This window comes from Acidithiobacillus caldus ATCC 51756, assembly GCF_000175575.2.
Taxonomy (GTDB): Bacteria; Pseudomonadota; Gammaproteobacteria; order Acidithiobacillales; family Acidithiobacillaceae; genus Acidithiobacillus_A; species Acidithiobacillus_A caldus.
Genome location: NZ_CP005986.1, coordinates 2,735,224 through 2,756,015, shown reverse-complemented (window position 1 = coordinate 2,756,015; position 20,792 = coordinate 2,735,224). Strand labels below are relative to the sequence as shown.

At 65.1% G+C, this 20,792-nt stretch carries 24 protein-coding genes; 8 read left to right on the top strand and 16 right to left on the bottom strand.

What is annotated here, in order from left to right; genetic code table 11:
* Positions 1-33 precede the first annotated feature (33 nt).
* The 7 genes from pilB to ACAty_RS13500 form a co-directional block, all read right to left on the bottom strand.
* The gene (gene pilB / locus ACAty_RS13530) at positions 34-1,740 is read right to left on the bottom strand and encodes a type IV-A pilus assembly ATPase PilB (RefSeq protein ID WP_004869544.1); all 1,707 of its coding nucleotides are present in this window, start codon (positions 1,738-1,740) and stop codon (positions 34-36) included.
* Complete coding sequence (aroE, locus tag ACAty_RS13525) at positions 1,716-2,588, bottom strand: shikimate dehydrogenase (RefSeq protein WP_004869542.1); 873 nt, start codon at positions 2,586-2,588, stop codon at positions 1,716-1,718. The genes pilB and aroE overlap by 25 nt, the downstream gene beginning before the upstream one ends.
* Before the next feature lie 2 nt (positions 2,589-2,590).
* Positions 2,591-3,784 carry an anhydro-N-acetylmuramic acid kinase gene (locus ACAty_RS13520; protein ID WP_226047575.1) on the bottom strand — a complete coding sequence of 398 codons (1,194 nt, stop codon included), beginning with the start codon at positions 3,782-3,784 and terminating at the stop codon, positions 2,591-2,593.
* Positions 3,781-4,266, bottom strand: coding sequence for an FKBP-type peptidyl-prolyl cis-trans isomerase (locus ACAty_RS13515; RefSeq protein ID WP_004869537.1), 486 nt, complete (start codon positions 4,264-4,266; stop codon positions 3,781-3,783). Before ACAty_RS13515 ends, ACAty_RS13520 begins: the two co-directional genes overlap by 4 nt.
* Before the next feature lie 101 nt (positions 4,267-4,367).
* On the bottom strand, positions 4,368-5,348 hold the full coding sequence (hemH, locus tag ACAty_RS13510) for a ferrochelatase (protein ID WP_004869533.1): 981 nt from the start codon (positions 5,346-5,348) through the stop codon (positions 4,368-4,370).
* Entirely contained in the window at positions 5,345-6,121 is a 777-nt protein-coding gene (gene xth, locus ACAty_RS13505; RefSeq protein ID WP_004869529.1) for an exodeoxyribonuclease III, read from the bottom strand. The genes hemH and xth overlap by 4 nt, the downstream gene beginning before the upstream one ends.
* 4 nt (positions 6,122-6,125) lie before the next feature.
* A complete protein-coding gene (locus ACAty_RS13500) occupies positions 6,126-6,731 on the bottom strand; it encodes a glutathione S-transferase family protein (protein ID WP_004869526.1) in 606 nt (201 codons plus the stop codon).
* 78 nt (positions 6,732-6,809) lie between these two features.
* Between ACAty_RS13500 and ACAty_RS13495 the strand changes: the two genes are divergently transcribed.
* The 4 genes from ACAty_RS13495 to prmB are packed head-to-tail and all read left to right on the top strand — an operon-like array spanning position 6,810 to position 9,673.
* Positions 6,810-7,703 carry a 23S rRNA (adenine(2030)-N(6))-methyltransferase RlmJ gene (locus ACAty_RS13495; protein WP_226047574.1) on the top strand — a complete coding sequence of 298 codons (894 nt, stop codon included), beginning with the start codon at positions 6,810-6,812 and terminating at the stop codon, positions 7,701-7,703.
* Between the two features lie 6 nt (positions 7,704-7,709).
* The gene (locus ACAty_RS13490; RefSeq protein ID WP_004869519.1) at positions 7,710-7,988 is read left to right on the top strand and encodes a DUF2322 family protein; all 279 of its coding nucleotides are present in this window, start codon (positions 7,710-7,712) and stop codon (positions 7,986-7,988) included.
* Positions 7,989-8,750 (top strand): exodeoxyribonuclease III, encoded by a 762-nt coding sequence (locus ACAty_RS13485; protein ID WP_004869515.1) that lies wholly within the window; start codon positions 7,989-7,991, stop codon positions 8,748-8,750. It abuts the gene before it with no gap.
* A complete protein-coding gene (prmB, locus tag ACAty_RS13480) occupies positions 8,747-9,673 on the top strand; it encodes a 50S ribosomal protein L3 N(5)-glutamine methyltransferase (RefSeq protein ID WP_226047573.1) in 927 nt (308 codons plus the stop codon). The genes ACAty_RS13485 and prmB overlap by 4 nt, the downstream gene beginning before the upstream one ends.
* Before the next feature lie 3 nt (positions 9,674-9,676).
* Here prmB and ACAty_RS13475 read toward each other — a convergent pair whose 3' ends face one another.
* A complete protein-coding gene (locus tag ACAty_RS13475; RefSeq protein WP_004869509.1) occupies positions 9,677-10,570 on the bottom strand; it encodes a LysR family transcriptional regulator in 894 nt (297 codons plus the stop codon).
* Between the two features lie 93 nt (positions 10,571-10,663).
* Here ACAty_RS13475 and ACAty_RS13470 point away from each other — a divergent pair, with 93 nt between their 5' ends.
* On the top strand, positions 10,664-12,256 hold the full coding sequence (locus tag ACAty_RS13470; RefSeq protein ID WP_004869506.1) for an MFS transporter: 1,593 nt from the start codon (positions 10,664-10,666) through the stop codon (positions 12,254-12,256).
* Here the strand turns inward: ACAty_RS13470 and ACAty_RS13465 are convergent.
* On the bottom strand, positions 12,178-13,092 hold the full coding sequence (locus ACAty_RS13465; protein ID WP_038472374.1) for a mechanosensitive ion channel family protein: 915 nt from the start codon (positions 13,090-13,092) through the stop codon (positions 12,178-12,180). The two genes, ACAty_RS13470 and ACAty_RS13465, sit on opposite strands and share 79 nt — an antisense overlap.
* Before the next feature lie 133 nt (positions 13,093-13,225).
* Between ACAty_RS13465 and argS the strand changes: the two genes are divergently transcribed.
* Together argS and ACAty_RS13455 are read left to right on the top strand one after the other, a co-directional pair.
* Positions 13,226-14,968 (top strand): arginine--tRNA ligase, encoded by a 1,743-nt coding sequence (gene argS, locus ACAty_RS13460; protein WP_004869504.1) that lies wholly within the window; start codon positions 13,226-13,228, stop codon positions 14,966-14,968.
* Positions 14,969-14,983: 15 nt separating this feature from the next.
* The gene (locus ACAty_RS13455; protein WP_070113925.1) at positions 14,984-15,799 is read left to right on the top strand and encodes an SPOR domain-containing protein; all 816 of its coding nucleotides are present in this window, start codon (positions 14,984-14,986) and stop codon (positions 15,797-15,799) included.
* Here the strand turns inward: ACAty_RS13455 and ACAty_RS13450 are convergent.
* Entirely contained in the window at positions 15,753-16,226 is a 474-nt protein-coding gene (locus tag ACAty_RS13450) for a type III secretion system chaperone family protein (RefSeq protein ID WP_004869500.1), read from the bottom strand. The two genes, ACAty_RS13455 and ACAty_RS13450, sit on opposite strands and share 47 nt — an antisense overlap.
* Entirely contained in the window at positions 16,189-17,037 is an 849-nt protein-coding gene (gene rsmA, locus ACAty_RS13445) for a 16S rRNA (adenine(1518)-N(6)/adenine(1519)-N(6))-dimethyltransferase RsmA (protein ID WP_004869498.1), read from the bottom strand. Before rsmA ends, ACAty_RS13450 begins: the two co-directional genes overlap by 38 nt.
* A 65-nt stretch (positions 17,038-17,102) precedes the next feature.
* Here rsmA and ACAty_RS13440 point away from each other — a divergent pair, with 65 nt between their 5' ends.
* On the top strand, positions 17,103-17,657 hold the full coding sequence (locus ACAty_RS13440) for an HNH endonuclease (protein WP_004869496.1): 555 nt from the start codon (positions 17,103-17,105) through the stop codon (positions 17,655-17,657).
* Here the strand turns inward: ACAty_RS13440 and pdxA are convergent.
* From pdxA to ACAty_RS13415, 5 genes are read right to left on the bottom strand one after another with little or no spacing between them, the layout of a single operon-like run.
* A complete protein-coding gene (gene pdxA, locus ACAty_RS13435) occupies positions 17,654-18,661 on the bottom strand; it encodes a 4-hydroxythreonine-4-phosphate dehydrogenase PdxA (RefSeq protein WP_004869493.1) in 1,008 nt (335 codons plus the stop codon). The two genes, ACAty_RS13440 and pdxA, sit on opposite strands and share 4 nt — an antisense overlap.
* Positions 18,658-18,936, bottom strand: a complete 279-nt coding sequence (locus ACAty_RS13430) for an RNA-binding S4 domain-containing protein (RefSeq protein ID WP_077272737.1) — start codon at positions 18,934-18,936, stop codon at positions 18,658-18,660. Before ACAty_RS13430 ends, pdxA begins: the two co-directional genes overlap by 4 nt.
* Positions 18,917-19,849 carry an ABC transporter ATP-binding protein gene (locus ACAty_RS13425; protein WP_004869486.1) on the bottom strand — a complete coding sequence of 311 codons (933 nt, stop codon included), beginning with the start codon at positions 19,847-19,849 and terminating at the stop codon, positions 18,917-18,919. The genes ACAty_RS13430 and ACAty_RS13425 overlap by 20 nt, the downstream gene beginning before the upstream one ends.
* Complete coding sequence (locus tag ACAty_RS13420; protein ID WP_004869483.1) at positions 19,839-20,183, bottom strand: STAS domain-containing protein; 345 nt, start codon at positions 20,181-20,183, stop codon at positions 19,839-19,841. The genes ACAty_RS13425 and ACAty_RS13420 overlap by 11 nt, the downstream gene beginning before the upstream one ends.
* A complete protein-coding gene (locus ACAty_RS13415) occupies positions 20,176-20,778 on the bottom strand; it encodes an MlaC/ttg2D family ABC transporter substrate-binding protein (RefSeq protein WP_004869480.1) in 603 nt (200 codons plus the stop codon). Before ACAty_RS13415 ends, ACAty_RS13420 begins: the two co-directional genes overlap by 8 nt.
* Positions 20,779-20,792 lie beyond the last annotated feature (14 nt).

Below are 20,792 nucleotides of genomic sequence, written 5' to 3'. Positions count from 1 at the left end.
GGCGGCCCGCGACCGTGGTTGAAGATCTGCTGTTCACAGGTTGGTGACGCGCAGGACCTCTTCGAGACTCGTCAAGCCCTCGCGCACCCGCTGCAGGCCGGCCTGGCGCATGCTCAGGACACCCTCCGTCTGCGCCTGGCGTGCGAGGTCCATGGAGGTGCCACCGCGCATGATGATATCGCGCATCGCATCGCTGACGGGCATCACCTGATACAGACCGATTCGCCCCTTGTAGCCCGTCTGGTTGCACTCGTCGCAGCCTTTGGGACCCAAGGGGCGCCATCCCTGCAGATCGTCGACGGCAAAACCAGCCTCCAGCAGGGCCTGTTCGGGTATCTTCAGGGGTGTCTTGCACACCGGGCACAGCTTGCGGGCGAGGCGCTGCGCCATCACCAGGTGCACGGCGCCGGCTATGTTATAGGTGGGGATGCCCATGTTTTCCAGACGGGTGAGGCTTTGCGGGGCATCGTTGGTGTGCAGGGTGGCGAGGACCAGGTGGCCGGTCTGCGCTGCCTTGATGGCCGTCTCCGCCGTTTCCAGGTCGCGCACCTCGCCGACCATGATGATGTCCGGATCTTGCCGGAGGAAGGAACGCAGGGCGGCGGCGAAGTTTAGGCCGATGCGTTCGTTGATGTTGACTTGATTGATGCCGTAGACCGGTATTTCCACGGGGTCTTCCGCCGTACTGATATTGACATCGCCGGTATTGAGGATGTTCAGGGCGGTATACAGGGTCGTGGTTTTGCCCGAGCCCGTGGGCCCAGTGACGAGGATCATGCCGTAGGGGCGGTGGATGGCGTCCTCGAAGGCTTTGCGCTGTTCGGGCAGGAAACCCAGGGCCTCGATGGGCACCTTGGAACTGGCGGGATCCAGCAGGCGCAGGACGATGGTCTCGCCGAAGTTGGTGGGCAGGAAAGACACGCGGAAATCGATGATGCGTGCCGGTGGCACCCGCACCCGCAAGCGCCCATCTTGGGGCAGACGCCGCTCGGAGATGTCCAGCTTGCAGAGGATCTTGAGGCGGGAGGTTACCCCTTCGCGCAGGGCAATGGGCGGGTGCAGCACATCCTGCAATACTCCGTCCAGGCGATAGCGCACGCGAATGTCGCGCTCGTAGGGTTCGAGGTGGATATCGGACACGCCTTTCTGGATGGCGTCCAGCAGCAGCTGCTGGACGAAGCGCACGACCGGGGCGTCGTCGACGCCCTCGGCATCCCTACCCAGGTCGAACTCGTCCGACTCTCCGGATTTCTTGCCATCGTCGACGAAGAGATCCTCGAGCTTGCCCTGCATGCTGCTGGTGACGGCGGCGACGGCCTTGGAGAGTTTGTCCGCCTCCACCAGGATGGGGGTGACCTGCAGGCCAGTGTTGAACTTGATCTCTTCGATGGCCTTGAAGTCCGTGGGATCGGCCACGGCAAGGAAAAGGGTGTCGCGATGGCGGGACAGGGGTAGGACCTGATGGCGCGCCATGAGTTGCCGATCCACCTTGGCCACTACCGTGTCGTCTATCTGCACCGCTTCCAGATCCAGCATGGGGACGTTGTAGCGATTGGACAGGTAGGCCATGAGGGCCGACGCCTTTACGGCCCCTTTATCCACCAGATGAAAAAGCAGGGGGCGGTTGCCACGCTTGGGGTCATTGGCCAGCTCGCGCAGGGTGGCCTCATCGCCCAAGCCCTGGGCTGCCAGGGCCCGCAGCATGGGGTTGAGGGTCAGGGTGTCTGGGCTGAGAGCCATTGGCGTAAACGCTCCTCGACGGGTTCCGGATCGGGCATGGTTCCCGTCCACAGGAAAAAGCTTTCGGCCCCTTGCTCCACCAGCATGCCGAGGCCGTCCACCACCCGTAGACCGCGGCTCTGCGCCGCCCGGATCAGGGGGGTATGCAGAGGGTTATAGACGATATCGCAAACGCTGCCAGCCCCATCCAGAAGGTCTAGATCCAGCTCGGGATGGGTCTCGCCGTGCAGGCCGCGGGCAGTGCAATTCACCACCAGACCGAGCCGCGGCAGATGCGGTCGAAGGGCCTCTGCCGTCAGGGCCAGGGCCTGGATGGGAAGCTGCGGGAAATCCTGCGCCGTCGAGTGCGCCCGCGCCAGATCGCGGTTGGCCAGCAGAATCTCCGGGACTCCGGCACTGCCCAGGGCATGGACGATGGCGCGCGCCGCCCCGCCGGCACCCAGGATCAGGGCGGGCCGAGCCGTCCAATCGTCGCCGGCGTGCCGCCGCAGGGCGCGCAGAAAGCCCGGGGCATCGGTATTGTCCCCATGCGCGCCATCCGCTTCAAAGCGCAGGGTATTGACGGCGCCGATGGCTGCGGCCGCTGGAGCAATATGAGTCAGAAGGGGCAGGACCGCTTCTTTGTGGGGGATGGTGAGGTTGACGCCGCGCACACCCGCAGCCCGCAGCCCGGCCAGCACGAGACCGAGGTTCGTGCTGGCCGTGGGGAAGGGCGCGTAGACGAAGTCCTGTCCCGTTTGCACGGCGAAAAGGCGGTGCATCCAGGGCGACAGGCTGTGGCCGACGGGATCACCCAGGATTCCGCAGACGGTGGCCGCGCCGCTGGGGAGTGGAATATCCGTACGCATGGTCAGGGATTTTCGCCCAGATGCCGTAATTTTGCCAGCAAGGGCAGCCAATTGCGGCCCGGCAGGATGTTCCCCAGCACCACCGCTTGCCCTTGTCCGGTCACGCCACGCAGGTCCAGGGCGACGCCGCGCAGACAGCGCTCGCCGAGCCAGGCGAAGGCCGCCGCCTCCACGGCGAGGTGGGGCAGGCGGTCACCTGGGGTACCCCGATGAACGGGTAACCGGGACAGGCGACGGGCCAGCAGGGTCATCAGAAAACCGTTGTCCGCGCCTCCACCGAAGACCCACAGCGCCTCTGCCGGCGGTGCCCAGCACTCGAGACTTTTGGCGATACTCTCTACGGTGAGTGCGGTGAGGGTGGCGAGAAAGTCGGCTGCGCTGAACGACCAGTCGCGCCATAGCGCCTGCACCAACGGTGCTGAAAAATCCTCGCGACCCGTGCTCTTTGGAGGCGGTCTGTGGAAAAACTCCCAGGACAGCCAGTGCTCCAGGGCTGCGGCACGAATCTCCCCCTGGCGCGCCCAAGCGCCGTCGGCGTCAAAGGACAGTCTGCCCTCGCTGAGCAGCACCACCGCCGCATCCAGAAGCGCATTGCCGGGGCCGCAATCCCAGGCGAGGAGTGCGCGGTCGTCCTTCCGGCCCGGTATCCAGGTGACGTTGGCAATGCCACCGATGTTGAGAAAAAGGCGTGCCTGCTCGCCCGCGAACAGCGCCTGTTGGAAGGGTGGCACCAGTGGCGCACCCTGACCGCCGGCGGCGACGTCGGCACGGCGAAAGTCGTGGACGATGGTGAGGCCCGTGGTGACGGCAAGATCGGGTGCGGCGGTCAGCTGGATGGTGAAGGGCGGGTCGTGCCGCGGTCGGTGGCGGACGGTTTGCCCATGCACGGCAATGGCGTCCACGCCCCCCCATTGGCGCAGGCAGAGACGGGCAAAATGTCCGTGCTCGCGCCCCAGCTCGCGCTCGAGGCGAGCCGCTGCCTCGAGGTCCTGCTGTGTACTGGCGGCGACGAGGCGTCTTTGCAAAGCCTCGGGGTAGGAATGGTGACGGTGCCCCAAAAAGACGGGACGCTCGCCCCCGCAGTCCAAGAGCGCGGCGTCGATGCCGTCGGCGCTGGTCCCCGACATGAGGCCCATGAGGCGCAGGCTCCCTGCGCCAGGGCCGGGGAGCTCAGCGCCGTGGGTCTCGAGACTCAATCGTGTTCGTGCGCCCCAGCGCCGTGGGGGTGGCCATGGGCGAGCTCTTCCGCCGTCGCCGGGCGTACGCCGCGCACGACGATATCGAAGTTCAGGGTCATGCCGGCAAGGGGATGGTTCAGGTCCACCGTGACCTCGCCGCCCTCGATCTCGATGATGGTCGCCAGCCGCGGCCCCTCTTCCGTATCCGTCTCGAACTGCGCGCCCACCTCGAGGGTCTCGGGGTCGTCGAAGTCCGTCACGGAGACGACTTCCACCAGATCCTCGTCCCAGTCCCCATAACCTTCCTCCGGGGGAATGGTGACCTCCAGCCGGTCCCCTTCCCGGTGGCCGGCCAGTGCCTCCTCCAGGCCCGGTATGATGCCGTGGTGGCCGTGCAGGTAGACGAGGGGTTCTTCACCCTCAGAGCTGTCGATGAGCTCTCCCTCTTCGTCGGTGAGGGCATAATCGATGGTGACGACGGTATCCTTGGCGATGATCATGGTGGCGGGTCCTCGGCGCGCAGGTGGCGGTGGCAAAATCCGGGCTTGAGTCTAAACCTTGTGCAGCGACGGGGAAAGCGGCCCGCCCCGCGGCATCCGCGTCAACGGTCCCAGTCCTGCCAGTGCGGCGCGAGAATGCGGGCAAAATCGGCGATCCACTGGGGGTCGTCGTTCAGGGCGGGGATGTAGTGCATGTCCCGACCGCCTGCCTCGAGGAAGGTATCGCGCCCCTCCACGGCAATCTCGTCGAGGGTCTCGAGGCAGTCGGCGCTGAACCCTGGGCAGAGGCAGTCCACCCTGTCGACGCCCGCCTTGCCCAAGGCTTCCAGGGTCTTATCCGTATAGGGCTGCAGCCACTTGGCCGGACCAAAGCGGCTCTGGAAGGTTTGCAGATAGCGCTCGGGGGCAAGGCCCAGGGCTTCTACGAGAAGGGTCGTGGTGCGTTCGCACTGCGCCCGGTAGGGGTCGCCCAGAGCAACACAGCGCTCCGGCAGGCCATGGAAGGAGATGAGTAGCCGCTCCGGTTCGCCCGTGCTCTGCCAGTGCGCACGCACGCTGCGCGCCAGGTTGGCAATGTACAAGGGGTGATCGTGCCAGTCGCGCACCAGGCGCAGGGCTGGAATCTCGCGCCAGCCCATGAGCGTCCGGGCGACGGCATCAAAGGTGGAGGCGGTGGTGGCCGCTGCATACTGGGGGTAGAGGGGCACCACCAGGATCTTGCGGCAGCCTTCGTCCCAGAGCCGCTGCAAGCCCTTGGCGACGGGGGGGTTGCCATAGCGCATGGCCAGCTCCACGCGCACCCGTCCCGGCTCCTCGCGGTCCCAGATCTCCTGCAGTCCCGCCGCCAGCCGCTGGCTGTAGACCAGCAAGGGTGAGCCCTCGGGCATCCACACCCGGGCGTAGGCGCGCGCGGAGCGGGCCGGGCGCGTCAGGAGGATGGGACCATTGAGGATGGGCCACCAGAGTATGGGGGGGATCTCCACCACCCGCCGATCGCTCAGGAATTCGCGCAGGTATCGGCGCAGGGCCGGGGTCGTGGGCGCGTCGGGTGTGCCCAGGTTGACCAGGAGGATGCCGATCATGGGGTTGACTCCAGAAAGAGGGACACGGGGGCGTGATCCGAGGGCCGCTCTGCACCCCGTTCCTCGCGGTGGACGAGGACCTGGCGCACCTGCGGCCAGAGGGCCGTGGATACGAGGATCAGATCGATGCGCAGGCCGCGATTGCGGCGAAAGCTGGCGGCGCGGTAGTCCCACCAAGTGAACTCCCGGCCATCGGGGTTGAGCGCCCGGTAGGCGTCCACGAATCCCAGATCCTCCAGGGCTGTCAGGGCGGCGCGCTCGGCCGGCGAACAGAGGATATCCTCGCCCCAAGCAGCGGCATCGAAGACGTCACCATCGCCCGGGGCAATGTTGAAGTCCCCCAGCACGACGAGCCGTGGCCAGCGTGCCAATGCGTCGCGGAGATACTCCCGCAGGGCCGCCAGCCAGCGCAGCTTGAATGCGTATTTGTCGCTGTCCAGAGCCTGGCCGTTGGGCACATAGACGTTGACGACGCGGACAGACGCACAGGTCGCCGCGCACAGACGGGCCTGGGGCTCTGCCTCGCCGTCGGCAAAGCCACACTCGGGATCCGCGAGGGGCGCGCGACTGAGCATGGCGACACCGTTATAGGCGCTTTGGCCGTGATAGAGGGCAGCGTAGCCCTGCTCACGCAAGTGGTCCGTGGGGAAGCGGTCGTCGGGGAGCTTGGTTTCCTGCAGACAGAGCAGATCGGGCTGGAACTTCTCCAGGAAGGTTTGCACCTGGGGCAGGCGCACCTTCAGGGAGTTGACGTTCCAGCTCGTGATCTGCACGGTCCTAGGCCGTGGCGGCCGTATCGGCAATGCTGGGGCGGTGGCGCATACGCTGGTACCAGGCCATCAGATCGGCAAATCCCAGGAGAAACTCCGGTGCGCGCAGGTCAACGTAGGCGATGGCGGCGATGGCCGCGATCTCCGGCAGCTCCAGGTGGTCGGCCTTGTCCTTGTCCTGCCACTGTGGAACCTGCGCCTGCAGCATGGACAGGGCAGTGATCACCTTGGTGCGCATGCGCGCCAGCAGCGCGCCATCCTGACATTCGCTGCTGTGCCGCTGCTCCATGACCCAGGTGATGGTGCTGTCCATGATGCCATCGGCCAGGGCTTCGCCGCGTAAGGCGCGCAGGCGTCCGGGGAGATCCGTCGGAATGAGGGGGGGCTCGGGGTGGGCAAGGTCCAGATACTGGACGATGACGCTGGAGTCGTAGACGGGCGTGCCGTCGTTCAGGACCAGCACCGGAATCTTACCCAGGGGATTGACGGACTTGGCGGGATGGTCGGCACTGCGCAGATCTACCCATTCCAGGTCGTAGGGCAGATGCTTTTCCGCCAGGACGATGCGTACCTTGCGGGCGTAAGGACTGGTGGGCGTGGCGTATAGGCGCATGGTGCTTCTCCTCGCAACGGGCGGGACCAGATCCCGGCAGCAGACGACTTTCTGCTATCATGACTGAGCCCGACGACCATGCCAAGACCAAAGGCGCCCGTGAATTACCGCCACGATCACCACGCCGGCAATGCTGCCGACTGCCTCAAGCACCTTGCCCTGAGCCTTGCACTGGAGCGCCTGCTGCACAAGGATGCCCCCCTCTTCTATTTGGAAACCCATGCCGGCGCCGGGCGTTACTCTCTGGCCGACGCGGGAGAACACAGCGCGGGGGTGGACAGGGTGTGGGCGGCGCGGCGGCAGCTGAAGGGCCTGTCGCCCTGGCTCGACCTGCTCGAGGAGGGCGCAGAGGACGGTGTCCTGAGACACTATCCCGGCTCACCCGTTGTTGCGGCGCGTCTCCTCCGTCCCGGGGACCGCATGGTGCTGGCGGAAAAGGTGGCAGTGGTTCGCGAGCGCCTGCGCCATAACCTCGCTGGCCGGGGGCGTACCAGCATTCTGGGCGACGATGGTTATGCCATCCTGCGCGGTCATTTGCCGCCGCCGGAGCGGCGCGGCTTGATCCTCATGGACCCGCCCTTCGAGCGCCGCGATGAGTGGGAGGCTCTGGCCAAGGCCATCATCGGCGCGCACGCGCGCTGGCCCCAGGGCTGCCAGATCGTCTGGTATCCCATCAAGGTTCGCGGTATGATCTCGCGACTTTTACAGAGCCTCCAGCGCGCGCTGGACATGGAAGTGGTGGAGTTGCGCCTGGAGTCGGAGACCGGTGGGACCAGTATGGTCGGCTCCGGCCTGATCCTGGTGCGCCCCCCTTGGGGACTGCGTGAGCGTCTCCTCGCTGCCCTGGCGGTGCTGGGACCGGTGCTGGCCCAGGGTGGCTTCTGGGATCTCTCCTACCGCGCCTTGCCCCAAAGCGCACCGGTTTGGGCGGGAGCGCCATCCGCGCCGGACCACGCTACCGCCAAGGAATGAGCGACCATGCCAACCCTGCCCGACACTCAGCATATCCGCAAGCTGCACTTCTATGGCGGCCCCACAGCCGCCTTTCAGGGCGAAATGGACAATGTGGCGACACAGGCCCGCAGCGTTCAGGTACTGTACCACCTCGCCCTGCGTCATGGCGTCATCAGCCCCAGTGTGGCGCGCGAGGGCCTGGCGCTCCTGCCCGAAGATCAGGCCGATGCCGCCGCCGGTCGTCGGCTGCTGCAAAGGGTGCTGGAAGATGGCGACTTTCTGGCCGTCCGGGTGGTACGCTGAATGCGTCTGTACAGCTGGAATGTCAACGGCTGGCGCGCGGTCACCCGGCACGGCTTGCGCGAGTGGGTGGCGGCAACCCCCATGGATGTGCTCTGCGTTCAGGAAACCAAGGTCCAGTTAGCCCAGCTCGACCCCGATGAGGCGCAATTACCGGGCTTCCACAGCCTGTGGGCCGAGGCCGAGCGCCCCGGCTACAGTGGTGTCGCCACCTTTTTCCGCGACCCCTGCACCGCCGTGCGCGCCCAGCTTGGCCGTGCCGACTTCGATGCCGAGGGACGAGTGGTGGTCACCGATTGCGGCGATTTCGACCTCTACAACGTCTACTTTCCCAACGGCAAGAAGGACGCGCAGAGACTGGCCTTCAAGCTCGATTTCTACGCCTTTTTCCTGGAGCAGGTCACGGCCCTGGTGCGTCGTGGACGGTCCGTGATCTTCTGCGGCGACGTCAACACCGCGCACACGCCCCTGGATCTGGCCCGACCCGAGGCAAATCGTAGGGTATCGGGTTTCCTGCCGGAAGAACGTGCCTGGCTCGATCGCTGGCGCGAAGCCGGCTTCATCGACAGTTTCCGCCATTTTCATCCCGAGGAGCGCCGCTACTCCTGGTGGAGCCTGCGCAGTGGCGCCCGGGAGCGGGATGTGGGCTGGCGTCTGGACTATTTCTGGGTACACGAAAGCCTGCTGCCGCGTCTGAAGGGGGCCGGCATTGCCACGGAGGTGCGGGGGGCGGACCATTGTCCCGTCTGGTTGGAACTGGATTGAGCGGGACGATGGAGCGTCATCACTACATCGAACAGGCGGACACCCTACGCAGTATTGGCGACTTCTGCCGCTACGGCTGGAGCCGTTTTGGCGCAGCCGGTATCGACTGCAGCCAGGGTTTCCAGACGCCCCGAGGGGAAGCCAGTGCCCTCGTCGCCCGGCGCCTGGGACTGGAGCCGGAAGATCTGCCGGAAGTCCGCCAATGCCTGTTGACGCGGGCGGAGCGGGAGGCGATCCTCGACGCGTTCTACCAGCGCGAGATACTGCGTCGGCCCACGGCCTATATCCTCGGTGAAGCTTGGTTTGCCGGGCTGCGCTTTGCCGTGGACGAGCGCGTGCTGATCCCGCGTAGCCTGCTCGAGCCCTTCATCGAGGAGGGCTTTGCCCCTTGGGTGCAGGCCGAACGGGTGCGCCGCATCCTCGAGATAGGAACGGGTTCCGGCTGCATGGCGGTGGCTCTGGCCCGGCAGTTTCCACAGGCCAGCGTGGACGCCGTGGACATCTCGCCACAGGTGCTGGAGCTCGCCGCCCAGAATGTCCGCCGCCATGGCCTTGAAGAGCGCATCCGGCTGTACACCTCGGATATCTTCAGTGCGGTGGGTCCGGCGCGCTTCGACCTCATCGTCAGCAATCCGCCCTATGTCGATGCCGCTGCCATGGCCGATCTGCCCCCGGAATACCGGCACGAGCCGCGCCTTGCCCTGGCCGCCGGCGAGGATGGACTGGATTGTATCCTGCCCTTGCTGGACCAAGCGCCGGACCACCTTTTGCCGGGGGGCGCCCTGGTGGTGGAAACGGGGGATGCCGAGCACGCCCTCCTGGCTCGCCGTCCCCAGCACCCCCTCATCTGGCTCGAGCACCCAGCGGGCGGCTCCGGCGCTTTCGTCCTGCTGGAAGGGGGCGGCCTCCTGGGCGATCTGTGAGGCTCAGATGGCCAAACCCAACACCCCCAACAGGGCCTGCAGGGCCCGCGAACGGAGTGGTGCCACGGGATAGACGAGGTAGAGGTCCCAGAACAGCCCGCGGGGAGGATCGAGGTGCATCGAGGCCAAAGGCCAGCGCACCTTGTCCAGAGCCTCGACGGAGCCGAAGCCTAGGCCCAGGCCGGCGGCCACGGCGTCGCGCAGGGCCTCGATCCCGGTAACCTCCACGGCATACTGCGGACGTAGACCAGCGGCATCGAGGGCCGCCTCTACCCGCCGCCGCACGCCCGAGTGTGGCTCGCGCCAGACGATGGGCTGGGTCAGCACCGTCGGCCAATCCACACTCCGACGACCTTCGCGTACCCAGGGATGATCCCGGGGGAGAATGGCGACGATCTCGTCGCGCCGCCACGGGATCTGCCGCAGCGAACTGGGCAGCGCGCTGGCTGGCAACGGTTCTTCGGTAAAGATGAGGTCCCAGTCGGACCAGTTGGTGTCGCGCGCAAGGGGGCCAGCTTTCAGACGCAGGCCGATGCCGGGATAGCGGCTGCGGAACTCGGCCAGATGCTCCATGAGAAAGTAATTGGCTACCGTGGTACTGGCGGCGATGCGCAGCTCGCCTTCCTGCAGACTGTGGCGGTGGGCGGACCAGAGCTCCACCTCGGTCAGATCCTCGCGCAGGCGTCGGGCCAGGGGCAGCAGGGATTCGCCCGCGGAGGTCAGGCGTATGCCACGCCCCGAGCGGCGATAGAGCGGTTCACCCAGGGCCTGCTGCAGATGCTGGAGGCGCTCGGAGATGGCCGGTTGACTCCGACTGAGGCGTCGCGATCCCGCTGCCACGCCGCCGGCCTCGGCAACCTCGAGGAAAATCAAGATGTCTTCGGGTGAATAGCGCACGCCGGCGTGGGCTCCGATATCATCGGCATTACCTATTATAGAAAGAAAACATATCGATTTGTCCAATATAAGCCCCGGTCTTACATTGACGGTATGGCAAAGATCGATCCACCCTCCGTCGCCGATGAGGCCCGTGTGCGGCCCCTGAGCCAGTCCTGGCCGCTCTTTGTCGGTGTGGGGCTCGGCCTCGCCCTGGGTTCTTTCGAGGGTGCGGGCGTCCAAGCGATTTTCCCCTACGTGGCCGGTGGGCTCGCTACCAGTAGCGATCACGCGCTGTGGACCCTGACCTACTTCATCGTCAACTGGTCGCTGGGCATCACTCTGATGCCCTGGACCACGGCGCGCTTTGGCATGCGCCGGGTCTTTCTCACGGCCACCGGCGTCGCCGCGGCGGGCTCCGTCATCAGTGGCATGACCCATAACCTTTGGATCATGCTACTGTCGCGCACCCTGGAGGGGCTGGCTGCCGGCCTGTTGGTACCCCTCAGCCAGAGCCTTTTTCTTCGCCACAGCCCGAAGAGTAAGCACGCCCTGGTCACGGTTTTCTGGAGTAACGCCATGCTGGTCCCCTTCTTTTTCGGGCCGGCCATCGGCGGCTGGCTGGCAACGGGACCGGGTTTCCGCTGGATCTTCTGGCTGTCCCTGCCCCTGTGGCTGCTTGCGGCCGTGCTTGGGGGGCGGGCGATTCCCGCCGGCGGCGGCGACCCCAGCCTGCCTGCCTTTGACCTCGCTGGTTTTGTGCTGCTCTATGCGGGACTCATGGGTCTGCAGATTACCCTGGACAATGGTGAGCAGTATGGCTGGTGGCACTCACCGCTGATCCTCTCCAGCAGTGTCTTCGCCCTCATTGCCTTCGTGCTCTTCGCCTGGCGAGAGAGCGAGGCACGTTATCCGCTGCTGCGCTTCCACTACCTGCGTCAGCGCAACTATTGGTTGGGTCTTTCCCTGCTGTGCCTCGGCTGGGCCATGTTCATGGGCTGGGCCGCGGCCTTGCCGCTTTGGGTAGAACAAAATCTGGGCTACAACGGTTACTGGGGGAGCATCGTCCTCGTCCCCATCGCCATCGGCGCCATCCCCGTGTCCATGGTCATGGACCGCCTGCGCAGTCTGGTGGGATTACGGCGTCTGGCGACCCTCTGTTTCCTGCTCTTCGCCGCCAGCTACGGCAACTTCACCTTGAGCCCCATCAGCAGCCTGGGGGATACCGTGTTGCCCATGCTGTTCATGGGCCTTGCCGTGGGTAGTCTCTTTGTGCCCCTCACCCTCATCCTGCTGTCGGAAGTGCCGGCCGCCGAGATTCCGCGGGCCGCCACCACCAGCAACTTCATCCGCGTCTTCAGCGCCAATATCGGCGTCAGCCTCATCAGTGTCTACTGGACCCGGGGCAGTGCCCTGGTCGCGACCCAGATGCGCGACAAGATCGATCCCTACACCCACAGTACTTGGCCACTGTGGCAGCTGCAGCACCTGCTCGAGGTGGAAGCCGCCACCCTCAGCATGAACAACCTGCTGCGCCTGTGCATGTGGATTGCGCTGTTGGCGGCACTGGCTGCGTACCTGCTCATCATCCCGCCGCGGAGCATCGCCCGGCCCGATGGGCCCCACAACTACGTCGAGGAGGAAGAACTGGAGACGGCAGAAACGCCTGCCGCGGGGGAGTTGCCAGCCAGCACCACCACCTCCTGACGCGGTCGCGGTATCTCGATGCCGGCGGACTCCAGGGCGTCTGCCAAGAGGCCATGGTAGTGCGCGCGGGTCCCTCCCGGGCGCGTGAGGCCATCGCGGTTGACCCAGACGATCATTTCGCAATCGTAACCGGCATCGCCAAAACCCGTGATCCACAGGTCGGGGCGGTGCTGGGCATCGTCCACGGTCAGCGCCGAGCGGCGGGCCGTCTCCACCACCAGCTCCTGAAGCCGCTTACGATCCGTACCGTAGGGCACACGAAAGGGGATGTGCAGACGGATGACGGGTTCATCCAGGCTCCAGTTGATCACCTCACCGTTCACGAACTGGGAATTGGGGACGAGGATGTCCACGTGATCGTTGGTCTTGACCTGGGTATAGCGCACGCTGAGCTTGGTCACCATCCCATGCATGCCGTTTTCCTTGAGCTGGATGTAGTCACCCACCTTGATGCTGCGCTCGAACAGCAGAATGAGGCCAGAGGCAAAGTTGCTGAAGATATTCTGCAGACCAAAGCCGAGGCCCACGCCGACTACGCCGCCAAAGATGGCCAGACTGCTCAGATTGACGCCCAGGGTCTGTAGCGCCACCAGGAGGCCAAAGGCAATGATGAGGTAATAGCTTATGCGGGAAATGGCATAGGCCGTGGCGTGATCCAGCTGGCGGCTGAGGATCTGGCGCAGCAGCTTGCGCAGGCGGATGGCCACCCACCAGAGCACCACCAGGGTGACGCTGAACTCGAGCACCGCCAAAGGGGTGACGTGGCCTTCACCGGGCAGGGGGATGGGCAGGGTGAGCCAGTGCCAAAAAAAGGCCAGAGGGTGGGATTCCGACATCTTGCGATCCTTGGACGCCGCGCAGACAGAGGTGGACGACCAAGACCGACCCGTTGGGCCTGGCGCCGCCTCTGCCGTTCATCGGCCACTTGCGCTACACTGCCGCAAAAATGCGTCTACCTCAAGGCCTATCGTGAAAGCTTTCGTTACCTCTACGTTGTCCGTCGCCCTGCAGCAGCTGGTGGAATCTGGCGCCCTGAGCCGGGTTCCCGAGACCCTGGAACTGGAGCGTCCCAAGCAGGCGAGTCACGGCGATCTTGCCAGCAACGTAGCCCTGCTGCTCGCCAAGGACGCGCGCTGCAAGCCGCGGGAGCTGGCCGAGCGCATCGTCGCCGCCATGCCCGCCTCGCCCCACATTGCCCGTTGCGAGATCGCCGGCCCCGGTTTCATCAACTTCTTCCTGCGGCCCGAGGCCTTCCAGGAGGTAGTCCGTCTGGTGTACGCCCAGGGGGAGCGGTTCGGGGCCCACGACTTCGGCGAGGGTGAGACCCTGCACCTCGAGTTCGTCTCTGCCAATCCCACCGGTCCCCTGCACGTGGGCCACGGTCGCGGCGCCGCCTATGGCGCGAGCCTCGCGAACCTCTTGCGCTTTTGCGGCTATCGCGTCTTTTGCGAATATTATGTGAACGATGCCGGGCGGCAGATGGACATTCTCGCGGCCAGCGTCTACCTGCGCTATCTCGAGAATGCGGGACTGGATCTGCCCTGGCCCTACCCCAGCAATGCCTACCGCGGCGACTATCTTCTGCCCATTGCCGCGGCGCTGCGCCGTGAGTTCGGCGATCGGCTCACGCCCGCTGCCAGGAATCTGCCGGACTTGAGTCGGTTCGAGGACGCCGACGCCGCCATGGACGCCCTGATTCAGCAGCTCAAGACCGATCTCGGTCCCGACTACGCCCCGCTGCACCGCGCGGGCCTCGATACCATTCTGGCGGATATCCGCGAGGATCTGGCCGAATTTGGTGTGCACTACGATGGCTGGTACTCCGAGCGCAGCCTGATGGACAGTGGAGCCATCACACGCGCCGTGGAGTCGCTGACGGCGGCCGGGCATACCTATGTTCAGGATGGTGCCCTGTGGTTCCGCTCGACGGACTACGGCGACGACAAGGATCGTGTGCTGCGGCGCGAGAATGGCGCCTACACCTACTTCGCCTCAGACGTTGCCTATCATGCCGACAAGTTTGCCCGCGGTTTTCGGCAGATCGTGGATATGTGGGGGGCTGACCATCACGGCTATATCGCCCGGGTCCGTGCCTCCCTGCGGGCCATGGGTCTCGACGATGCGGCGCTGGAAATCCTCCTGGTACAGTTTGCCATCCTCTACCGCGGCGCCGAAAAAGTCTCCATGTCCACGCGCGCCGGTGAGTTCGTCACCCTGCGCCAGCTGCGCGCCGAGGTAGGTAACGATGCGGCACGCTTTTTTTACGTCTTGCGGCGTGCCGACCAGCACTTGGATTTCGATCTCGAGCTGGCCAAGAAGCACAGCGAGGAAAATCCGGTCTACTATATCCAGTACGCCCACGCCCGCGTCTTCTCCCTGTTTCGCCAGGCCGAAGAACAGGGTCTGTCGACTCCGCAGGCGGAGGTCCCGGACCTCTCGCCCCTGCAGGATGGCCGTGAGCTGGCCCTCGCCGATCTGCTGTGGCGTTTTCCGGAGGCCGTCGCCACCAGTGCCCGAGCCCGGGAACCGCATCAGATCGCCTTCTACCTCAAGGAGTTGGCGTCTGCCTTCCATACCTACTACAACGCCACGCGAATCCTGGTGGAAGAGCGCGACACGCGGCACGCTCGCCTCGCCCTGGCGCGCGCCGTCGCCCGTACCATTGCCAACGGTTTGGCCCTGCTGGGCGTTAGCGCCCCGGAGCGGATGTGACGACCGCGATGCACGGTGACCGGGGTCGCGCGCCCGCCGTTGCTGGCCATGCGTGACTACAAAGGCCACAGCAGCCGACCCAGCGCGCCGCCACCGCCGCCGCGGCCCATACCTCCTCGGGATGAGGAAGAGGAGAGTTCGGCGCCCGCGCCGCGTCGGCGATGGCCTTGGTTGTTGATCCTGCTGGTCCTGCTGCTGAGTGGGGCGAGTTGGTGGTGGCTGGCCCAACTGCCTCTGGATCGCGGTCAACTGGGCTTGCTCAAGGCGCCGCAAAAACCCGTTGCCGCCACCACCAGCGACCGGGTACAGGGTCCAGTGGCAGTGGCGGCCGTGTCGGCGGCGGCGCCCGTGCAGTCTCCCCTCGCCAGTGGCGCGGTCCCGGCGTCGGCTGCCGCCGCCGTGAGCGCTACCGCCTCCACCAGCAGCGCCGTGGATTTCAATTTCTACCGCATTCTGCCGCAGATGAAGGTGGAGATCCCGAAGGACATCCTCGGCAGTGGTCCGGGCATTCCCGATACCGCCGCAACCCGCAGCGCAGTAGCCCTCAAGCCCGTCATCATCCAGGTGGGTGCTTTCAGCAATCACGGTGCTGCCCGGGTATTACAGGAGCGCCTGGCCCTCCTCGGGGTCACGATGCACCTGCACGAGAGCCAGGGCGAGGATGGCCACGCTCTGTACAGCCTCGTCAGCGATCCCTTCCCCTCACTGGTGCAGGCACAGCCGGCGCTGACGCGGATTCGCGGACTGGGCCTGACGCCGGTGCTAAGCGCCGTCCCTGGCCAGCCTACTCAGAACGGGTCGACGCCGCTCCCTGCTCCAAACGCCCAATGACCTCCGCCGGAACGGCACCGGCCAATACCTCGCGAATCCCCGGCAGGTAAAAGTTGCAGGTTTCCACCGCCTGGAGGAGATAGGGTTTCAATATGTCCGGAGCCACACAGCGCTCGGGCAGTTGCACGCTATTCTTGAAGTTGAGCTCGTGGTCTGCTAAATCCAGCTCAAAGTTACCCAGGGGCAGGCCGTAGTTCGCTCGAGTCAGGAATTCCATCAGCATGGCCAGACGTGCGTGCACAATGTCGAGCTCCTGCGGCCGGACATAGAACAGTACGCGCTCGCGCTCGGCGTGCACGTGGCAGAAAATTTCCAGCGGACCATTGGGCACCGCCAGGGCACAGCTGTAGACCGGATATTCGGGTATCTTGCGTGCCGGCCAGTTCAGATCAGCGAAAAGGGCGGCGACGGCCTTCATGGGGTCCATATCCTACTCCTGCGGTATCGAGGGCCTCGGTGAGGCGGAAAAAATCGTCGACGCTGAGGGTTTCGGCGCGTCGTCCCGGATCGATAGCCAGCTGCTCCCAGGCCGGCGCCGGCAGTCGACTGCGGAAGTTGTTGGCGAGCGTCTTGCGCCGCTGGGCAAAGGCGAGCCGGACGACCTCGGCAAAAAGCGCTTGCCGTGCCGGGGCAATGGGTGTGGGATGGCGGGGCACCAGGCGCAGAAAAGCCGAATCCACCTTGGGTACGGGATGAAAATTCCCGGGGGCCACGGGAAAGAGCATTTCCACGAGACAATAGGCCTGGAGCATGACCGACAGACGCCCATACGTGCCGCTACCGGGTCTGGCGACGATGCGCTCCACCACCTCCCTCTGCAGCATGAAATGCATGTCCGTGATGGCCTCGGCTTGGCCCAGCAGATGAAAGAGCAAGGGCGTGGAGATATTGTAGGGAAGGTTGCCGACGATGCGCAGTCTGGCACCCGCAGTATCGGCAATCTTCAGGAAATCCACTTTCAGGGCGTCGGCAGCGAGAATCTCGAGACGCTCAGGGGGGGCGAGATTACGCAGGATGGGCAGCAGGTCGCGGTCCAACTCGATCACCCGCAGCCGCTGTGCCGGGGCCAATGCGGCCAGGAGTGCACGGGTGAGGGCGCCACGGCCAGGACCAATCTCCACGAGGGCATCGCTGCTGCCTGGACCGACCGCAGCGACGATGCGCTGGACGATGGCTGGCTGCACCAGAAAATTCTGGCCAAATCGTTTTTTGGCCTGGGGGACAGACTCTGCTTGCACCCTTCTCGGTCCTTCATGCTATATTCAAGTGACGCCTTATTCAGGCGCTACCGAACGGAAAGTCTATGCACCTCGTGCTGCGTCTTGACGTGAGTGGCCGTCCCATGGCCTGGGAAACCTGGGAAGAGGCTGCAGCCCATTATGTCCGGGGCAACGTGGCCTGGACCCTGGGGAACCCTTTCTTCACGGCTCACGGTGGCATCAGCAGGCTGAGCGGCTTGCCCTCTTCCCTGGAGATCCACCCGGTCATCGCCGTTCGCGGCCGCCACCTGGGCAAGGTACGGCCGCCGGCGCTGAGCAATCCTACCCTCTTTCATCGCGATCGCCACCTCTGCATGTATTGCGGTCGCCATTTTCCGCAACGTGAACTGACCCGGGACCACATCATCCCCCTTTCGCGCCGGGGCCGCGACATCTGGACCAATGTGGTCACGGCCTGCCGCTGGTGCAACAGTCGTAAGGACAACCGCACCCCAGAAGAAGCGGGCATGCCTTTACTCGCCGTGCCCTTCGCGCCCACCTGGGCAGAGTACCTGCTGCTGAGCAATCGGCGCATCCTTGCCGATCAGATGGAGTTCTTGCTGGCTCAGGTGCCGGCGGACCGACAGCACGTTTTCTAGGTCGCTCCCCGATCTCGAGCGCGGCGGTTGCGGTGGATATCGGCCGCCATCTGGATAGCAGCGAGCAGGCTGCTGACCTCTGCCTGACCGGTCCCCGCCAGATCCAGTGCCGTGCCGTGATCGACGCTGGTGCGCACGATGGGTAGACCCAGGGTAACGTTCACCGCGGCACCGAAGGCATGGTACTTGAGGACCGGGAGACCCTGGTCGTGGTACATGGCCAATACCGCATCGGCTTCTTCCAGGTAACGCGGCTGAAACAGGGTATCCGCCGGCAAGGGCCCCAGCAGCCGCAGTCCCTCCGACCGCAGGGAACGCAGGACGGGATCGATGATGTCCAGTTCCTCACGACCCAGATGTCCGCCTTCGCCCGCGTGCGGGTTCAATCCGGCGACGACGATACGCGGATCCGCAAGACCAAAGTCCGTACCCAGGGCGCGATGCAGGATGCGCAGCGTGGCGCTCAAGGCCTCCACCTGGATGGCATCGGCTACGGCGCGCAGAGGCAGGTGGGTGGTCGCCAGGGCAACCCGCAGACCGCGACCGGCCAGCATCATCACCACCCGCTCGACACCGCAGAGTTGCGCCAGGTACTCCGTGTGTCCGGCAAAGGAAATCCCGGCGTCGTTGATCACCCCCTTGTGCATGGGCGCGGTAACGAGGGCATCGGCGAGTCCCAGGGAAATCAGCTCCACCGCCTGTGCGAGCCCGCGCAGCACGGCCTCGGCATTGCCGGGCTCGAGCCGCCCGGCGCGGCAGGGAATGGGCAGGGGCAGATCCAGAACAGCCAGGGTACCCGCCTCGGCCTTGGGCCAGGCTTGGTCTGCGCTCCAGCGGCGCAGACGCAGTCCCAGACCAAGATCGGCGGCGCGGCGCTGGAGACAGGCGTGGCTGCCGATGACCACCGGAGTCCCCGGCAGGGGGTGATCGCTAAGGGCGAGACAGAGATCGGGACCGATCCCCGCGGGCTCGCCCATGGTGATGAGCAGCCGTGGCGCGCTCACTGCGATGCTTCCTCACGACGAAGGATGTCCACCACGCCTTCGGGACCTTCGACGCGGGTCGGCAGACGGAGCACGCGGAGCTCGAGATAACGGTCACGGATATCGATGCACAGCTGGTCACCGACCCGGACTTCCGTGGCGGCCTTGGCGGTACGCCCATTGAGGGTGACGCAGCCGCCGTCGCAGATGGTCTTGGCCAAGCTGCGACGCTTGATGAGGCGCGCCATTTTCAAGAAGAGGTCCAGGCGTAGGCCGTCAGGGGCGGGCTTGGTCATGGCCTTGGGCGAGGAGTTCGGTGAAGGCGTCCTCCAGACGCGGTTCTTGCACGTGCAGATCGACAATCTGCGCCGGGAGCGCCTGCAACTGGCGCAAGATGGGCCCAAGTCCCTGATCGCGCTGGACGCGTAGTACCCAGGTGCGCTGGTCGGCACGCATGAGGGCGTCCTCCAGTTCGCTGGGCAGAGGGCCAGGGTCGCGTTCAAAGCTCACCGACAAAACCCGGTGACGACTGTGAGCCAGCAGGGCTTCCTTGCTGTCCAGGGCAAGCACCTGACCGTGGTCGAGAATGGCGATGCGACCGCAGAGTTCTTCCGCCTCTTCCAAGTAGTGGGTGGTGAGGATGACGGTGTGCCCCTCTTCGTTGTAACGGCGCATGAAGCGCCAAAGTCCCTGGCGCAGTTCCACATCCACGCCGGCGGTGGGCTCGTCCAGAACCACGACGGGCGGACGGTGGACCATGGCCTGGGCGATGAGCACCCGGCGCTTCATGCCCCCGGACAGGGCGCGCAGATTGGTGTTGGCCTTGTCCGCCAGGTCCAGTTCCTGCATCAGCACATCGAGCCAGTCGTCGTTGCGCCGAATGCCAAAGTAACCGGACTGCCAGCGTAAGAACTCGCGCACTGTGAAAAAGGGATCGTAGGCCAGTTCCTGGGGCACCACACCCAGCATTTGCCGGCTGTGTCGATAATCGTGCTCGACGTCGAAACCGAAGATCTCGGCTACCCCGCTGCTGCGCCGGACGATCCCGGCGAGGATGTTGATGAGTGTCGACTTGCCGGCGCCGTTGGGCCCCAGGAGGCCGAAAAACTCGCCGGCGCGCACGTCCAGATCGATGCCGCCTAGGGCGAGGAAACCGTTGCCGTAGGCCTTGCGCAAACTACGGACGTGGATGGCGAGGTCAGTGCCCACGGTCCCCTTCGTCCTTCTCGCCCGGTGCTTCGGTGAGGAGCGCCTCCAGACCGTAGAGGTGCACCAGCTCCCGCAGGCCTGGCCCGAGTCCTGTCAGAACCAGCGGTCGCTTGCGCTGCAGTGCCCGCTCCTGCCAATCCAGGAGCAGTGCCAGGGTGGCACTGTCGGCCGCGTCCACATCGTCGAGACGGACCCGATCCACGGCCAGTGACCGCAGTTCCTCGCTGCGTAGCGCTTCGTCGAGGGCGTCCAGACGCCAGTCACCCGACAGGCGCAGTACGGACTGGTCGTCTTCTTGGCCGACCTGCCAGCGGGCGCGGCGTCCTTCAGTCATCCACTTTCGCCTTGAGATCCCGCAGAAGTGCGGGAATGCCCCGACTCGCGGCGATCTGGCCAAAACTTTGACGATAGTTGAGCACCAGGCTTACCCCGTCGATATAGACGTTATAGATCCGCCAGGTGTTGCCCTGCTGAAGCAGGGCATAGATGACCGGAATGTCGGGACCGCCGTCGGGCTGCTGGATGACCATGTTGACCTGAGCCACCGGCGGATTCTGGGAGATCTGCTGACTGCCGGTGATCTTCACCCGCTGACCGTGATAGTGATTCAGGGAATTGCTGTAGGTCTTGACCAGAAGCTCCTTGAAGAGCTTGACAAACTGATCCTGCTGGGCGCTGGTCATCTGTCGCCAGTACTGTGCCATGACGTACTGCGACATGGTGGTGAAGTCGATGTGCGGCAGGATGATGTTGGCCACCTCCTTCTTGAGGGCCCGATCCACGGGACGTCCCTCGTTCTTCTGCAGCACGGTGAGCACCGAGTCGGTCATCTGCTCCACGACCTGGGTTGGCTCCGTGACGTCGGCCGCCTGCACCGGCAGGATCCAGCCCAGTACCAAAAACATCAACGCGTACGCTAGGGATTTCATGGCAATCTCCTGGA

Bases quoted from the DNA above. Each gene is read 5' to 3' on its own strand.
- pilB (WP_004869544.1), bottom strand. From the start codon at position 1,740: ATGGCTCTCAGCCCAGACACCCTGACCCTCAACCCCATGCTGCGGGCC.
- aroE (WP_004869542.1), bottom strand. From the start codon at position 2,588: ATGCGTACGGATATTCCACTCCCCAGCGGCGCGGCCACCGTCTGCGGA.
- ACAty_RS13515 (WP_004869537.1), bottom strand. From the start codon at position 4,266: ATGATCATCGCCAAGGATACCGTCGTCACCATCGATTATGCCCTCACC.
- hemH (WP_004869533.1), bottom strand. From the start codon at position 5,348: ATGATCGGCATCCTCCTGGTCAACCTGGGCACACCCGACGCGCCCACG.
- ACAty_RS13500 (WP_004869526.1), bottom strand. From the start codon at position 6,731: ATGCGCCTATACGCCACGCCCACCAGTCCTTACGCCCGCAAGGTACGC.
- ACAty_RS13495 (WP_226047574.1), top strand. From the start codon at position 6,810: ATGCCAAGACCAAAGGCGCCCGTGAATTACCGCCACGATCACCACGCC.
- ACAty_RS13490 (WP_004869519.1), top strand. From the start codon at position 7,710: ATGCCAACCCTGCCCGACACTCAGCATATCCGCAAGCTGCACTTCTAT.
- ACAty_RS13485 (WP_004869515.1), top strand. From the start codon at position 7,989: ATGCGTCTGTACAGCTGGAATGTCAACGGCTGGCGCGCGGTCACCCGG.
- ACAty_RS13470 (WP_004869506.1), top strand. From the start codon at position 10,664: ATGGCAAAGATCGATCCACCCTCCGTCGCCGATGAGGCCCGTGTGCGG.
- ACAty_RS13465 (WP_038472374.1), bottom strand. From the start codon at position 13,092: ATGTCGGAATCCCACCCTCTGGCCTTTTTTTGGCACTGGCTCACCCTG.
- ACAty_RS13450 (WP_004869500.1), bottom strand. From the start codon at position 16,226: ATGGACCCCATGAAGGCCGTCGCCGCCCTTTTCGCTGATCTGAACTGG.
- ACAty_RS13440 (WP_004869496.1), top strand. From the start codon at position 17,103: ATGCACCTCGTGCTGCGTCTTGACGTGAGTGGCCGTCCCATGGCCTGG.
- ACAty_RS13430 (WP_077272737.1), bottom strand. From the start codon at position 18,936: ATGACCAAGCCCGCCCCTGACGGCCTACGCCTGGACCTCTTCTTGAAA.
- ACAty_RS13420 (WP_004869483.1), bottom strand. From the start codon at position 20,183: ATGACTGAAGGACGCCGCGCCCGCTGGCAGGTCGGCCAAGAAGACGAC.
- ACAty_RS13415 (WP_004869480.1), bottom strand. From the start codon at position 20,778: ATGAAATCCCTAGCGTACGCGTTGATGTTTTTGGTACTGGGCTGGATC.